Source organism: Pandoraea pnomenusa (assembly GCF_000767615.3).
Lineage (GTDB): Bacteria > Pseudomonadota > Gammaproteobacteria > Burkholderiales > Burkholderiaceae > Pandoraea > Pandoraea pnomenusa.
This window is the reverse complement of record NZ_CP009553.3, coordinates 4,262,151-4,276,194: the sequence shown is the minus strand read 5'-3', so window position 1 is coordinate 4,276,194 and position 14,044 is coordinate 4,262,151. Positions and strand designations below refer to the sequence as shown.

At 64.2% G+C, this 14,044-nt stretch carries 12 protein-coding genes; 3 read left to right on the top strand and 9 right to left on the bottom strand.

Going from position 1 to position 14,044, the window contains the following annotated elements; genetic code table 11:
- Positions 1-234 precede the first annotated feature (234 nt).
- Positions 235-1,749: an MFS transporter gene (locus LV28_RS43020; protein WP_048806539.1), complete on the top strand. Its 1,515-nt coding sequence runs from the start codon at positions 235-237 to the stop codon at positions 1,747-1,749.
- A gap of 75 nt (positions 1,750-1,824) precedes the next feature.
- Here LV28_RS43020 and LV28_RS43015 read toward each other — a convergent pair whose 3' ends face one another.
- The 3 genes from LV28_RS43015 to LV28_RS43005 all read right to left on the bottom strand — a co-directional run bounded on the left by LV28_RS43015 (position 1,825) and on the right by LV28_RS43005 (position 6,225).
- Positions 1,825-2,970: a serine hydrolase gene (locus LV28_RS43015; RefSeq protein WP_048806842.1), complete on the bottom strand. Its 1,146-nt coding sequence runs from the start codon at positions 2,968-2,970 to the stop codon at positions 1,825-1,827.
- Positions 2,971-3,364: 394 nt separating this feature from the next.
- Entirely contained in the window at positions 3,365-4,987 is a 1,623-nt protein-coding gene (gene ggt / locus LV28_RS43010) for a gamma-glutamyltransferase (RefSeq protein WP_369798656.1), read from the bottom strand.
- A 578-nt stretch (positions 4,988-5,565) separates the two neighbouring features.
- Positions 5,566-6,225: a M24 family metallopeptidase gene (locus LV28_RS43005; RefSeq protein ID WP_038620148.1), complete on the bottom strand. Its 660-nt coding sequence runs from the start codon at positions 6,223-6,225 to the stop codon at positions 5,566-5,568.
- A gap of 12 nt (positions 6,226-6,237) precedes the next feature.
- Here LV28_RS43005 and LV28_RS43000 point away from each other — a divergent pair, with 12 nt between their 5' ends.
- Positions 6,238-6,468 (top strand): hypothetical protein, encoded by a 231-nt coding sequence (locus LV28_RS43000; protein ID WP_023873260.1) that lies wholly within the window; start codon positions 6,238-6,240, stop codon positions 6,466-6,468.
- A gap of 1 nt (position 6,469) precedes the next feature.
- Here LV28_RS43000 and LV28_RS42995 read toward each other — a convergent pair whose 3' ends face one another.
- The 5 genes from LV28_RS42995 to cyoA form a co-directional block, all read right to left on the bottom strand.
- Entirely contained in the window at positions 6,470-7,318 is an 849-nt protein-coding gene (locus LV28_RS42995; protein WP_304363895.1) for an SURF1 family protein, read from the bottom strand.
- A 12-nt stretch (positions 7,319-7,330) separates the two neighbouring features.
- A complete protein-coding gene (gene cyoD / locus LV28_RS42990; protein WP_023597341.1) occupies positions 7,331-7,735 on the bottom strand; it encodes a cytochrome o ubiquinol oxidase subunit IV in 405 nt (134 codons plus the stop codon).
- Positions 7,732-8,400: a cytochrome o ubiquinol oxidase subunit III gene (cyoC, locus tag LV28_RS42985; RefSeq protein ID WP_023597340.1), complete on the bottom strand. Its 669-nt coding sequence runs from the start codon at positions 8,398-8,400 to the stop codon at positions 7,732-7,734. The genes cyoD and cyoC overlap by 4 nt, the downstream gene beginning before the upstream one ends.
- Positions 8,393-10,384, bottom strand: a complete 1,992-nt coding sequence (gene cyoB / locus LV28_RS42980; protein WP_038620150.1) for a cytochrome o ubiquinol oxidase subunit I — start codon at positions 10,382-10,384, stop codon at positions 8,393-8,395. Before cyoB ends, cyoC begins: the two co-directional genes overlap by 8 nt.
- Before the next feature lie 65 nt (positions 10,385-10,449).
- On the bottom strand, positions 10,450-11,487 hold the full coding sequence (gene cyoA / locus LV28_RS42975; protein ID WP_023597338.1) for a ubiquinol oxidase subunit II: 1,038 nt from the start codon (positions 11,485-11,487) through the stop codon (positions 10,450-10,452).
- A gap of 160 nt (positions 11,488-11,647) precedes the next feature.
- On the opposite strand from cyoA, the gene LV28_RS42970 reads away from it, so the two are divergent.
- A complete protein-coding gene (locus LV28_RS42970) occupies positions 11,648-12,982 on the top strand; it encodes an MFS transporter (protein WP_023597337.1) in 1,335 nt (444 codons plus the stop codon).
- Positions 12,983-13,048: 66 nt separating this feature from the next.
- Here the strand turns inward: LV28_RS42970 and LV28_RS42965 are convergent, their stop codons facing one another.
- Entirely contained in the window at positions 13,049-13,918 is an 870-nt protein-coding gene (locus LV28_RS42965) for a LysR substrate-binding domain-containing protein (RefSeq protein ID WP_038620152.1), read from the bottom strand.
- Between the last annotated feature and the right edge of the window lie 126 nt (positions 13,919-14,044).

The window sequence follows — 14,044 nt, the reverse complement described above, 5'->3', positions numbered from 1 at the left end:
GCGCGTTCAACTCGCATTTTCCGATGCAAATTTCGCGCGTCGTCTTCTCACTAATAGCGTCTACGAGACATTTCTGCCGAGGTCATTCTGACTCATCTGTTCACTAGATGGGTTCCAACTTTTATCAATCGGTTTATTGATGGATCATGCGGGTTTTCCCCTAATTCAGGCAAACCATGCCGTTCCCGGGGGAGGCGAAATCCAGAACCCATGTGCGACAACAGGAGCATTCCGATGGCCAGCCTTCAAACTTTGCCGAAACCCGTGACCGGGATGACCGGCGCCCGCCGCTGGCTGGTGCTGGCCGTTGTGTCGGTGGCGTTGCTGCTCATCGTGATCGACATGACGGTGCTGTACACGGCGTTACCGCGTCTGACCCATGATCTTGCGGCAACGGCGTCCGCGAAGCTGTGGATCGTCAATGCCTACGCGCTTGTCGTGTCGGGCCTGCTGCTCGGCATGGGCACGCTTGGCGATCGGCTTGGCCACAAGCGCCTCTTCCTTGCGGGGCTCGCCGTATTCGGCGCAGCGTCGCTTGCCGCGGCGTTCGCGCCCGAGGCAGGCAGCCTGATCGTCGCCCGTGGGGTGCTCGGCGTGGGGGCGGCCATGATGATGCCCGCCACGCTCTCGCTCATCCGCCTCACGTTTACCGATACCCACGAGCAGGCGCTCGCCATCGGCATCTGGGCGTCGGTGGCTTCGGGAGGTGCGGCGTTCGGTCCGATCGTCGGGGGCGCATTGCTCGAGCACTTCTGGTGGGGATCGGTCTTCCTGATCAACGTGCCGATCGTGCTCGTGGCGATCCCGCTGGCATGGTGGCTGATTCCCAAAGGGCGAGCGACGTCCACGCGGCCGTGGGATGGGGTCGGCTCGCTGCTCTTCATGGCGGGCCTGATCGGGGTGACGTACGCGATCAAGAGCGCGGGTAAGCCCTCGCCCGAATGGCTCGCGGTGGCCGTTGCGCTGGCGGTAGGTGCGATGTTCCTCTGGGCGTTCGTGCACCGTCAGCGGCGCAGCGCGCAGCCGCTGCTCGACTTCACGTTGTTTCGCAATCCGGCCTTTGCGGGTGCCGTCGCGGCGGCATCGATGGCCGCGGCCGCCCTGATCGGCATGCAACTTGTCTTCAGTCAGCGCTTGCAACTGGTGCTCGGCTACTCGCCGCTCGAGGCCGGCTGGGCCAATATGCCGCTCTCGCTGGCGGCATTCGTGGCGGGCCCGATCGCCGGGCGCGTGCTGCCGCGTCTGGGCAGCACGCGTCTTCTGCCGATTGCCTTGCTGATGTCGGCGGCCGGCATGGCAGGCTATCTGGTCGTGCGTGACATGGGGCTGGCGTTGTCGATCACGTCGCTCGCGATGCTGGGGCTTGGGGTCGGTGCGACGATGACGGCGGCGTCGAGCACCATCATGCAGAGCGCGCCGCCCGAGCGCGCCGGCATGGCGGCATCCGTCGAAGAGGTGTCGTACGAGCTCGGCGGCGCGCTCGGCGTTACGTTCATGGGCAGCCTGCTGACATTCGTCTACGGTCGTGCGATGGATGTGCCGCAAGCGGCGGGGCTGCCGGATGCTGTGCGTGACAGTCTCGACGAAGCGCTGCTCGTCGCCGAACATTTGCCGGCACCCACGGCCAACGCGCTCACGGCGCTGGCCAACGCGGCGTTCAATCAGGGCTTCGACGCCGTGATCGGCGCTGGCGCGTTGTTGCTGTTCGCTACGGCCGTGTGGGGCCGGTGGCATGCGCGGGTGCGTTAGCCGGCGATACGATGGCGCGGGAAATGCCGATACTGGCATCTCCCGCGTCGTTCAGGACCAGGCATCGGGCAACGCCTAGCGCAGCGAACACGACAACCAATGCGCGATACGTACGCCATCGAGTCGCGAGCCTTCAGGGGTATCGCTGCCGAGCATCGTCACGATCACGGGGCGCTGCTTGTGCACCATGACCCGCATCACCATGTTGTGCCCCGATTCATTGATGAAGCCCGTCTTCTGGACGCTGGCGTGTACCTTGCCGTAGCGGACCAGCCGGTTGGTGTTGACGTATTGCAACTGCCCCTTGCCGGTACGCACGCGTTGCTGATGGTCGATCGAGTACCGGCGGATGAGCGCATAGCGATTCGAGGCACGCACGAGTCGCGCGAGTTCGCGCGCGGTGGACACATTGCGGGGCGACAGGCCCGTCGAATTCTCGAAGCGCGTGTTGGGCATGTTCAATGCGCGGGCCTTGGCGTTCATCGCGGCGATGAATGCCGGTCGTCCGCCCGGGTAATCGCGGCTCAGTGCCGCCGCGGCGCGATTCTCCGAGGCCATCAACGAGATGTGCAGCATGTCCGCACGCGACAGCGTCGAACCCACGAGCAGGCGCGAGCGCGTGAATTTGAGGGTATCGAGATCGGCTTGGGTGACTGTGAGCGGCGTGCGCATCGACGGGCCGCTATCGAGCCACACCACGGCCGTCATCAGCTTCGAGAGTGAAGCGATGGGCCGTACCTGGTCCGCATTCTTTGCGAAGAGCGGCGTGTGCGTCTTTTCGTCGACGATGTAGACCGCGCGCGAAAACAGGCGTTTTCTCGACGCCGGCGTGAAGCCGCAACGCGCGAGCAGTCGGGGTTTTGCACTGACCTTTGCCGCGTTCGCCGCCTTCGCGTGGCGCGGTGACTTCGCGTGCCTGCGCGCCTGATGCCCTTTGCGCGCCGGCATCGCCTTCGCATGACGCGTCGCACGCTTGCGCGAGTGGCTCGCGGTCGCCGTTTTCCGATGGGCCGATTTCGCGCTCGCCTTGGCGGTGCTCTTCTGCTTGACCGCATCGTTCCGCCGCTTGCCTGTACTTGTGGTGTGGGTGCTCGCGGCGAGCGCGTCGCTCACCGGCAGACCCGCAATGAGCAGTATCACGCCGAAGAGCATGAAGCGGGCGAGCGCGATCGTGCGCGGCGGCAGGCGGTAGAGACGGGGCAGGTCGGGGCTGAGCGGCAGGTACCACAAGGCGGACATCTTCACGCGGTTCCGTAGTGAGAGGGTGACGGGCGACGCGTGCATGCAGAGAAACACGGCTGCGCACGGCGGAGAACCGTCGCGCAGGACGCGGGCGCAATACACGGGGAAACCTGTTGGACGGCCCGCTCGCGTGGAGTTCCTGAATTTCTCGGTGGTGTATTACAAAAAGTTACAAAAGTGGGCGCTTCGGTATACGAAGTCAGCAACGCTCGACCATCGCGAGGCGCGTCGGCTGTCGTGATTCGGCCAGCGAGCCTGGTCATCCGGCCAACCCGTGCAGCGACGTCATGACGGCGTCGGCAAAAAAGCAGGGCCGCGAGCGCGGCCCTGGCGTCCTGTCGGATCCGGACGTTGCCCGGATCGCACCGCACTCTCAATAGCCGAGGGCCAGTCCTGTGTTGCGACGCGGGTCATTCGCGCCGTAGTAGCGGTTCTTGCCGACAGGCTTGCCGCCGAGTGACGGCGCGCCGACGAGAATCGCGGCCACGTGGTTGGCCGGTTGCGGGCCCGCGAACTTCTGTCCCCAGCTCTCCAGAATCTTCTGCGTGTCGGGGCTCAGCGCGAACGCTTCGATGTTGGTCGCCTCCGGCATCCACTGCTGGTGGAAGCGCGGTGCGTCGACGGCCTCCTGAAGCGTCATGCCGTAATCGATGACATTGAGCATCGTCAGCAGCGTGGCGGTAATGATGCGGCTGCCGCCCGGGGTTCCCACGACCATGACCGGCTTGCCGTCCTTCGTGACGATGGTCGGGCTCATTGACGACAGCGGACGGCGGCCCGGCCCGATCGCGTTCGCTTCACCCTGGATCAGACCGTACAGGTTCGGCACGCCCACCTTCGCGGTGAAGTCGTCCATCTCGTCGTTGAGCAACACGCCGGTGCCGTTGGCCATGACCTTCGCGCCGAACCAGTCGTTGAGCGTGTAGGTGACCGACACGGCATTGCCGTCCTTGTCGATGATGGAGTAGTGCGTGGTATTGCTGCCTTCGTGCGGCGGCACCCCTGGCTTGATCTCTTGCGAGATGCCGGCCTTGTGCGGGTCGATGGCCGCGCGAATCTTGGCGGCGTAGTTCTTGTCGAGCAGATGGGCGATCGGATTGTTCACGAAATCCGGGTCACCCAGATAGCTGTTGCGGTCGACATACGCATGACGCATGGCCTCGATGGTGTAGTGCACGCTCTGGGCCGAGTGAAAGCCGAGGTCCTTCATCGGGTAGCCTTCGAGAATGTTCATGATCTCGCAGATCACCACGCCGCCGGAGCTCGGGGGCGGCGCCGAGACCACGTGATAGCCGCGATAGTCGCACTCGACCGGTGCCAGTTCGCGCGTCTTGTACTGATCGAGGTCGGCCTGCGTGATGATGCCGCCGCCGGCCTTCATCGACGCGACGAGCTTGTCGGCGACTTCTCCCTTGTAGAATCCGTCAGTGCCCTTGGCGCTGATCAGCTTGAGCGTACGCGCGAGATCCTTTTGCACGAGTCGCTCGCCGGGCTGAAACGGCTGGCCCTTGTTCAGGAAGATGGCGCCCGAGTTGGCGCGATCCTTTTCGAAATCCTTGGTCGATGTCCAGAGCATGTCCGCATCGCCCTGTTCGAGCACGAAACCCTTTTCGGCGAGCGTAAGGGCCGGCGCGATCAGTTGCTGGCGCGTTTTCGTGCCGTATTTCTCACGCGCATATTCCATGCCCGACACGGTGCCCGGCACACCCACGGCCAGATAGCCGGTGGTCGAGGCGCCCTTGATGACGTTGCCGTCCTTGTCGAGATACATGTTCGCGGTGGCAGCGAGCGGCGCCTTCTCGCGGAAGTCGAGGAAGGTCTTGCGGCCGTCGGCGAGCTGGATCGTCATGAAACCGCCGCCGCCGAGGTTGCCCGCGGCCGGATACACCACGGCCAGGGCGTAGCCCACCGCAACGGCGGCATCGACGGCGTTGCCGCCGGCTTTGAGCACGTCGACGCCGACTTTCGAGGCGAGATGCTGGGCCGTCACGACCATGCCGTTCTCGGCGCCGACCGGCGCCTGCGATGCCGCGTGAACGTTGAACAGCGCACAGCTCAGGGCTGTGGCGAAGAGCGCTTTGGTGAAGGTTGGATTTTTCATCGTCTTTCTATGGTTCTTGTCTGAGCGAGATGGGCGAGATGAACGAGAGGAACGGCTAACAACCACAAACCACCACTTCCATTTCCACTGCGCCGACGACGGACGATGCGTGACAGGCAACTCGCCCGCATCCCCGAGAGAGGGACGCCGGCGACGTCTCCGTTGCCATGCCGCCGCGCGTGAGCGTTCCGTCGACTAACGAACGGTAACGCAAAATGGGTAATTGGGGAAAGATGCAACGAAAGTCCTGACGGCGGGCCGCAACGAGGTTTCGCGCCGCACTGGACAATTCGTCTCAATGGGGCCACTCCCGCGCCGGTGCTGGCGGAGCGCGATAAAGGGTCAGATGTCGGCCGCGAACATCTGCGATGAAACTGGGAGAATCGCCCGGCAAGACGTGGGCAAAAGTTCGGAAAAGTCGGAAAAGCCTCGGCGTCCTATGCGGGCCCGTTGTGCATCCGCCACGCCTGGGGTCAGACGAGCAAGTCTTCGTAGAACGCGCCGAAAGGGCGCGTCGGGTGGGCAATCTGGATCTCGAGGATCCACAGACCGCCGTTCGGGGTGTCCGCCAGGTCGCCGAGCTTGCCGCCCTTGTAGATGGCGTGGGGAAAGTCGCTCACGCGATGGCCCCTGATGTCGAGGTTGAGCACCCAGCCCATCGCCTCGGCCTGCGTTTTCGCGAACTGGTACAGGGCCTGGCCGCTCACGCCGTGCTCGCGCCAATGGGCGTGCACGACATCGAACAGACGCCGCGCGTCGCGGGCGCAACGCTGCATTTCCGGATCGGTGCCTGTCGTGCGGGTAAAGCCGCAGTCGCCTTCGTGCGCGCCGAACACCACGCCGATGTCGATGAAGTAGATGTCGTCGTCTCCGAGCACCGGGTCGACGTCGCTGCGCTCGCTGAAGGTGCGCAGCGTATTCTCGCCGAAGCGGATCAGTACGGGATGCCAGATGCGGTCCATGCCCAGTGTGCCGAGCAGCGCCTTGCCGGCGGCGATCGCTTCCGATTCGCGCATGCCGGGTTTGATGAGCGCCGCGATCTTCTCGGTCGCTTCCCAGGTCAGCGCCTGCGCGCGCCGCATGGCGGCGGCGCTGTACTTTGCCCCGACCGCTTCTCGTTGTGCCAACTCCATCGAATTTCTCCATTGAATGGCGAGCACGCGGGCTTCCATTTCGTTCTCTGGCTGCCACCACAGGTGGACGAGGCGGCGCTCGTGGCCGCGCTGCGCGAAGCGGGCGTGTTCGTGGAAGGATTGCGGGAATTCACGCGCTCGTCGCTCGCGGCGTCGGCGTCGGCGCTGGTGGTGGGCTACGCCGCGCTCGACGATGCGCGGCTGCTGCAGATCGCAACCCGGATTGCCGCCATCGCCGCGTGATTCAATCGGCGCGCTTGCGCAGTTCGAGGCGAATGACGAACCATCCCGCCACCGCCGACATGATGGCCAGCGCGTACCACGTCAGCAGATAGCTCATGTGATTGTTCGGGAACTGCACCACGGTCAGGCCGCCGACGGGATAATCGCGTACCGCCGCCGTCCCGGTCATGGCTTCGGCGTCGCCGCGCACGGCGTTGCCTGCCGCGCTTGCGCCAGGCTTACCGTCTGCGTCGACGAAGTAGGGCGCGACGTCGGCGGCCGCGAGACCGCGAGCGGCGGCGATGGCAGCAACATCCCGCGAATACCAGAGATTCTCCGACGGCACGTTCTTGCGCAGAAAGCCGCCGCCCGTCTCGGGCATGCGGAGCCGGCCGGTGACCACGACCTCGCCGGCGGGCGTGGGCGGCACGGCCTCCTTCCAGCCCGGCGGCACGAAGCCGCGGTTGATCAGCACCTCGCTGCCATCGGCCGTGCGCAGTGGGGTGAGTACCCAATATCCGCCGCCCAGGTCGGTGACCGCCTGCACCAGCGTGTCCTTGTCGAACGCGTAAGTGCCGCGCAGCGAGACATGCCGGTACTCGTCGCCAGCCGCGTTGACGCCCGGCCATTGCGTGCGTGTCGGTGCGGGCGTGGCCGGCGCGTGCACACGCGAATTCACGCGCTCGATCAGATCGAGCTTCCACGCCCGACGATGCAACTGCCAGGTGCCGAGCGAGGTGAAGACACCCACCAGGGCCAGCGTGATCACGCCGAGAATGACCAGCCGGAAGGGGGAGGGGCGGGAGGGCGCACCGGAAGTGCGCGGGGGACGCTGTGCGTCCCCCGAATCGTGAAGTCGATTGCTGCTCAAGGGAAATGCCGTTCAGGGAAGGTTCTTCGTATCCTGCATCATACCCGGCATCATGTTCTGGTTCAGGTGATACATGACCCAGAGCGACCCGGAAAGGGTAATGACCACGAGCACGATCGTGAAAATCAGTGAGAGCAGGTTCCAGCCGCCCTCCGACCTGCCGTTCATGTGCAGGAAGTAAATCATGTGCACGACGATCTGAATCGCGCCCAGGAACAGGATCATGATCGCCGTCGTGCTCGATTTCTCGAACACACCGCCCATCACGAACCAGAATGGTATCGCGGTGAGAATGATCGACAGGATGAAGCCCGTGGCGTAGCCGCGCAGGGTGCTGTGCGGGCCTTCCTCGTGATCGTGGTCGTGGTCGTGACCATGACCGTCGGCGTCGTGCAGGGTCGAATCGTGCGCGCTCACGGCAGCACTCCCATGAGATAGACAAAGGTGAAGACGCCGATCCACACGACGTCGAGAAAGTGCCAGAACATCGACAGGCACATCAGGCGGCGGCGGTTGGGCGCGGTGAGGCCGTGCTTGCCGACCTGCACCATGAGGGTGATGAGCCAGATGATGCCGAACGTTACGTGCAGCCCGTGCGTGCCCACCAGCGTGAAGAACGACGACAGGAACGCGCTGCGCCACGGCCCCGCGCCTTCGTGAATGAGGTTGGCGAACTCGTAGAGTTCGAGCGAGAGGAACGCCGCGCCGAGCAAGCCGGTGATCGCCAGCCACCCGAGCGTGGCGCCCTGGCGGCGCTTCTGCATCTCGAGCATGGCAAAGCCGTAGGTGATCGACGAGAGCAGCAGGAACGTCGTGTTCAGGGCGACCAGCGGCAACTCGAACAGCTCGGCGCCGGTCGGTCCGCCCGCGTAGTTGCGACCGAGCACGCCATACGCCGCGAAGAGGCAGGCGAACACGAGACAGTCGCTCATCAGGTAGACCCAGAAGCCGAGCAGCGTCCCATTGGGCGGGTGGTAGTCGCTCGTCATCATGAACTTCAGCTCGCCGTCGCGCGGCGGCGCCGGCGTGTGGGCGCCGAGCGGGGCGCCGCCTGCCGGGAAGGTTGCGGTCGTATCAGACATGCTGGGCGAGCAGTCGCGTGCGCGCTGCCTCCGTGTGTTCGACCTGATCGGCCGGGATGTAGTAGTCGCGGTGATAGTTGAACGTGTGACCGATGGCGACCGCCAGCAAGGCGACGAATGCCACGATCACCACCAGCCACATGTGCCAGATGAGTCCGAACCCGCACACCGTGGCCAGCCCGGCAAGGAAGATGCCGGCCGAGGTGTTCTTCGGCATATGGATCGGAATGAAGCCGTCCATCGGCCGCTTGAAGCCTTGTTGCTTCATCTGCCACCAGGCGTCGTTGTCATGCACGAGCGGGGTGAAGGCGAAGTTGTAGACCGGCGGCGGCGACGAGGTCGACCATTCGAGCGTACGGCCGTGCCATGGATCGCCGGTGTCGTCGCGCAACTGGTCGCGGCGCAGGAAGCTCACGACCAGCTGGATGATGAAGCAACCAATACCGATCGCGATGAGCAGCGCCCCCACCGCGGCGATCTGGAACCAGATTTGCAGCGACATGTCGTCGAAGTGACTCACGCGGCGCGTCACGCCCATCAGGCCGAGCAGGTATAGCGGCATGAAGGCGACATAGAAGCCGATGAACCAGAACCAGAACGAGCACTTGCCCCAGAACGGATCGAGCCGGTAGCCGAACGCCTTCGGGAACCAGTAGGTAATGGCCGCCATGATGCCGAAGATCACGCCGCCGATGATCACGTTGTGGAAGTGCGCGATCAGGAACAGACCGTTGTGCAGCGAGAAGTCGGCGGGCGGCACGGCCAGCAGCACGCCGGTCATGCCCCCGATCACGAACGTCACCATGAAGCCGACGGTCCAGAGCATGGGCACTTCGAAGCGGATCCGGCCGCGGTACATGGTGAACAGCCAGTTGAAGATCTTCGCCCCGGTCGGTATCGAGATGATCATCGTCGTGATGCCGAAGAACGAGTTCACGCTGGCCCCGGAGCCCATCGTGAAGAAGTGGTGCAGCCACACGAGGTAGGACAGCACCGTGATCACGACCGTGGCGTACACCATCGACGCATACCCGAACAGACGCTTGCCCGAGAACGTGGCCACGACTTCCGAGAACACGCCGAACACGGGCAGCACGAGAATGTAGACCTCGGGGTGGCCCCAGATCCAGATGAGGTTCACGTACATCATGGCGTTGCCGCCGAGATCGTTCGTGAAGAAGTTGGTGCCGGCGTAGCGATCGAGCGCGAGCAGCGCCAGCACGGCGGTGAGCACCGGGAAAGCCGCCACGATCAGCACGTTGGTGCATAGCGACGTCCAGGTGAAGACGGGCATGCGCATCATCGTCATGCCGGGTGCGCGCATCTTCACGATGGTCACCAGCAGGTTGATGCCCGAGAGCAGGGTGCCGACCCCCGCGATCTGCAACGCCCATATGTAGTAATCCACCCCGACATCCGGGCTCTGCAGAATCCCCGACAGCGGTGGATACGCGAGCCAGCCGGTGCGGGCGAACTCGCCGACGAAGAGCGACATCATGACCAGCACCGCGCCGCTCACGGTCATCCAGAAGCTGAAGTTGTTGAGGAACGGGAAGGCCACGTCGCGCGCGCCGATCTGTAGTGGCACCACGAAGTTCATGAGTCCGGTCACGAGCGGCATGGCCACGAAGAAGATCATGATCACGCCGTGCGCGGTGAAGATCTGATCGTAGTGGTGCGGCGGCAGATAGCCCATGTTGTCGCCGAACGAGATCGCCTGTTGCAGGCGCATCATCGCGGCGTCGGCGAAGCCGCGCAGCAGCATCACGATGCCCAGGACCACGTACATCACGCCGATACGCTTGTGGTCGATGCTGGTGAACCACTCGCGCCACAGATAGCCCCACAGCCTGAAGTAGGTGATGGCGCCCACCACGACGATGCCGCCGAGCGCCACCCCTGCAAACGTGGCGAGCAGGATGGGTTCGTGGTACGGGATCGCCTCGATCGTGAGGCGGCCGAAGATCAGCTTGACGATGTCCATAAGCTCGAACCTGGGATCATTCGCGCGCAAGGCGCATCATTGTCGAGGGTTGGGCGCAGTGCGCGTCACCGGGTGAGTGCCGCGCCGGGGGCGAGGCCGGTCCGCGCCGCGAACTGCATGGTGTTCTGCGCGGTGCACATGGCGTCGGCAAGCATTGCCTGCGTCGGGCCGGTGCGCCCCGCACGGCTCGCGTGCTGATGGTTGGGCTGATCCATCATGTCTTTCAGACACGTTTGCCCGGTCTGCACGCAGCGGTTCAGGATGGCGTCGTAGAGATTGGGCGCCACGTCGCCGTAGTAATGCACGGGCACCCACTCGCTTGGCCTGGTGAGCGCCTCGTACTTCTCGCGCGTGAGGTTGTCGCCCTTGGTCTTGACCTGCTGGACCCACGCATCGAAGGCCTCCGGCGACAGGCCGTGGAACTTGAAGCGCATGCCGGAGAAGCCCGCGCCGCTGTAGTTCGCTGAGAAGCCGTCATAGACGCCGGCCTTGTTGATGACCGCATGCAGCTTGGTTTCCATGCCGGGCATGGCGTAGACCTGTCCGGCGAGCGCCGGCACGAAGAACGAATTCATCATCGTCGTCGACGTGATCTCGAAGCGGATCGGCCGGTCGACGGGGGCCGCGAGTTCATTGACCGTCGCAATGCCCTGGTCGGGGTAGAAGAATAGCCACTTCCAGTCCATCGCCACGACCTGCACGGTCAGTGGCCGGGTGTCGGGAGGGATCTCCCGCCTGGCGTCGATGCGCTCGAGCGGGCGGTACGGATCGAGCTTGTGCGTGCTCACCCAGGTGAGGGCGCCCAGCGCGATGATGATGAGCAGTGGCGCGGCCCAGATCAGCAGCTCGAGCAGAGTCGAGTGGTCCCATTCGGGCGTGTAGACCGCCGCCTTGTTCGACGCCCGGTATCGCCACGCGAAGAGCAATGTCAGCACGATCACCGGTACGATGATCAGCAACATCAGAATGGTGGAAACGATGATGATGTCCCGCTGCCTTACCGCAAGATCGCCCGAAGGCGACATCAATACGGTATTGCAACCGGACAGCAGTGCGGCGGCGGGGAGTAAAAATACCCCGCGAAGGAACTTGGGGGAAGTCATGCTGCGATCGATGAACCGTAGCCTCAGACCGTACCCATCATGGACTCCCCTCCCAGATGCATCAATTTAGGGTAAACCCTATGGCGGGGACGGGCGATACCTGCGATGCTTTTCTGGCGCGAGTATGCCATCGTCATCCCGATCCGAAGGGGGTCCGATAATGTCAAGCAGTGCTCATCAATCGCCGACGCCCCCGGGCGTACCCATCGCGACCACGGCGCACGATCACGGGAGCAAGTCCCGCATTGCGCCCGAGGAAATCGCGGTTGGCGTGGTTGTCGGACGCGCCTCCGAGTATTTCGATTTCTTTGTGTTCGGCATTGCCGCCGTCCTCGTATTTCCCCACGTTTTCTTCCCGTTCGCCGACGATCTGCACGGACTGCTGTACGCGTTCGCGATCTTCTCGTTCGCTTTCATCTCTCGCCCATTCGGCACGGCGTTGTTCATGACCGTGCAGCGTCGCTGGGGGCGCAGCGTGAAGCTCACGGCGGCGCTTTTCGTGCTGGGTACGGCCACCGCCGGCATGGCGTTCCTGCCCGGTTACTCGGTGCTGGGCGAGCGCTCGATCTGGCTGCTTGCGTTCTTCCGCCTGCTGCAGGGCATCGGCTTCGGTGGTTCGTGGGACGGTTTGCCGTCGCTGCTGGCGATGAATGCGCCGCCGCAGCGGCGCGGCTGGTATTCGATGATGGGGCAGTTGGGCGCGCCGATCGGCTTCATCATCGCGGGCGCGCTGTTCCTGTTCCTGCATTGGAGTCTCGAGTCCGACGACTTTCTCACCTGGGGCTGGCGCTATCCGTTCTACGTGGCGTTCGCCGTGAACGTGGTGGCCCTGTTCGCCCGGTTGCGCCTGGTGGTCACGCACGAATACACCGAGATGCTGGAGGAAGGGCAGCTGGAGCCGATCAGCACGCGGGAGATGGTGCGCTCGCAGGGGTACAACATCTTTCTTGGCGCGTTTGCCGCGCTCGCGAGCTACGCGCTGTTTCACCTGGTCACGGTGTTTCCGCTGTCGTGGATCTCGCTACAGAACACGCAGGATCTGGACAGTGTGCTGATCGTGCAGCTGTGCGGTGCGGGGATCGCCATCGTCTGCACCGTGCTTTCCGGGCGCATCGCTGACCGGATCGGACGGCGCACCACGCTGGGCCTGTTCGCGATCCTGATCGGAATCTTCGCGCTGTTCGCGCCGTTCCTCATGGGCGGCGGTTCGACCCGGCAGGACATCTTCATTCTGGTGGGCTTCGGCCTCCTCGGCTTGTCTTACGGGCAGGCGGCGGGCACGGTGACGTCGAACTTCGAGCAGCGCTTCCGTTACACGGGCGCGGCGCTCACGACAGACTTCGCCTGGCTGTTCGGCGCCGCATTCGCGCCGCTCGTCGCACTGGGGCTCTCGTCCGAATTCGGGCTGATCGCGGTGAGCGGCTACCTGCTCTCGGGCGCCGTCTGCACGCTGCTTGCGCTGCGCATCAACAAGGCGCTCGAGACACGCGACTGAATCGAAGCCCGACTGCGGTCCTTTGCCAACGGCGCGACATCGTTCGCGCCGTTGTCGCATTTCCCGCTAGACGTCGTGCAGCATGCGAACGATCGCGGTGGTGATGTTGTGGGTGCGCGCGTCGTGCGCGCGGTGAATCATGCCAACGGTGCGCAGCAAGGGCGGATCGGCGATCGGCACGATGCGCAGCAGCGGGTCGGATTGCCAGTCGCCGCGATGCAACAGCGGCAGCACCGACACACCGACGTTCTTGCGCACGAGCGCGACGATTGTTTCGATGGAGTTGAGCTCCAGGTACTCCATGACGGTGAGCTTTGCCGAGCGCAGTGCCTGCTCGACCACCATGCCGGTGCGCACGCGCCGGTCGAAACGCAGAAAGGCGTGCGTGTCGAGAATGTGCTGCGGATCCGTCTGCGCGACGTCGCGATTGACCACCATCGCCATCGGCTCGGTATAGAGGGGCGTCCACACGAGACCTTCGGCGCGCGCGTCGTCCGCTCGCGCGACCACGGCCGCAATGTCCACTTCGCCCTGCTCCACCAGATCCGTCAGTTCATCCGAGCGGGCCGAGGTGAGCCTTACGTCGAGTTGCGGGTGCGCCGTTTTCAGCTCGGCGACCACCAGCGACAGCGCACCGATGACCGAGACCACCGCGCCGATGGTCACCGGTCCCTGCATGGCGTCGATAGGCGTGGCGGTCAGGTCGGCTGTGAGCGCGAGAATCTGTTCGACACGTGGAAACAACTCGCGCCCTTGCCGGGTCAGCGTGATCTGGCGGCCGCGCCGGTCGAACAGACGCTGGCCGACGGCGTCCTCGAGGCCGCGCATCTGCAGGCTCACGGCCGCCTGCGTGAGCGCGGCGCGCTCGGCGGCCGCGGCAAACGAGCCGGTCTGCGCGACCAGCCGGAAGGTTTTCAACATGCGCAACGTGAGCATCGGGACTTAAAAATAACTTACGCGTGAAAAAGAAATATTAATATTTCCTGTGACTGCGCGGGAGACATAATCGTGTCATGCACATTCCTCATGACCGGATCGCCACCTTTTTCCCGCGCCCATGAC

What these genes read in the sequence shown, in the direction of transcription:
- LV28_RS43005 (WP_038620148.1), bottom strand. Translation starts at nt 6,225, where the DNA reads ATGGAGTTGGCACAACGAGAAGCGGTCGGGGCAAAGTACAGCGCCGCC.
- cyoC (WP_023597340.1), bottom strand. Translation starts at nt 8,400, where the DNA reads ATGTCTGATACGACCGCAACCTTCCCGGCAGGCGGCGCCCCGCTCGGC.
- LV28_RS43020 (WP_048806539.1), top strand. Translation starts at nt 235, where the DNA reads ATGGCCAGCCTTCAAACTTTGCCGAAACCCGTGACCGGGATGACCGGC.
- LV28_RS42965 (WP_038620152.1), bottom strand. Translation starts at nt 13,918, where the DNA reads ATGCTCACGTTGCGCATGTTGAAAACCTTCCGGCTGGTCGCGCAGACC.
- cyoA (WP_023597338.1), bottom strand. Translation starts at nt 11,487, where the DNA reads ATGACTTCCCCCAAGTTCCTTCGCGGGGTATTTTTACTCCCCGCCGCC.
- ggt (WP_369798656.1), bottom strand. Translation starts at nt 4,987, where the DNA reads ATGGTCGTGACGGCCCAGCATCTCGCCTCGAAAGTCGGCGTCGACGTG.
- LV28_RS42970 (WP_023597337.1), top strand. Translation starts at nt 11,648, where the DNA reads ATGTCAAGCAGTGCTCATCAATCGCCGACGCCCCCGGGCGTACCCATC.
- cyoB (WP_038620150.1), bottom strand. Translation starts at nt 10,384, where the DNA reads ATGGACATCGTCAAGCTGATCTTCGGCCGCCTCACGATCGAGGCGATC.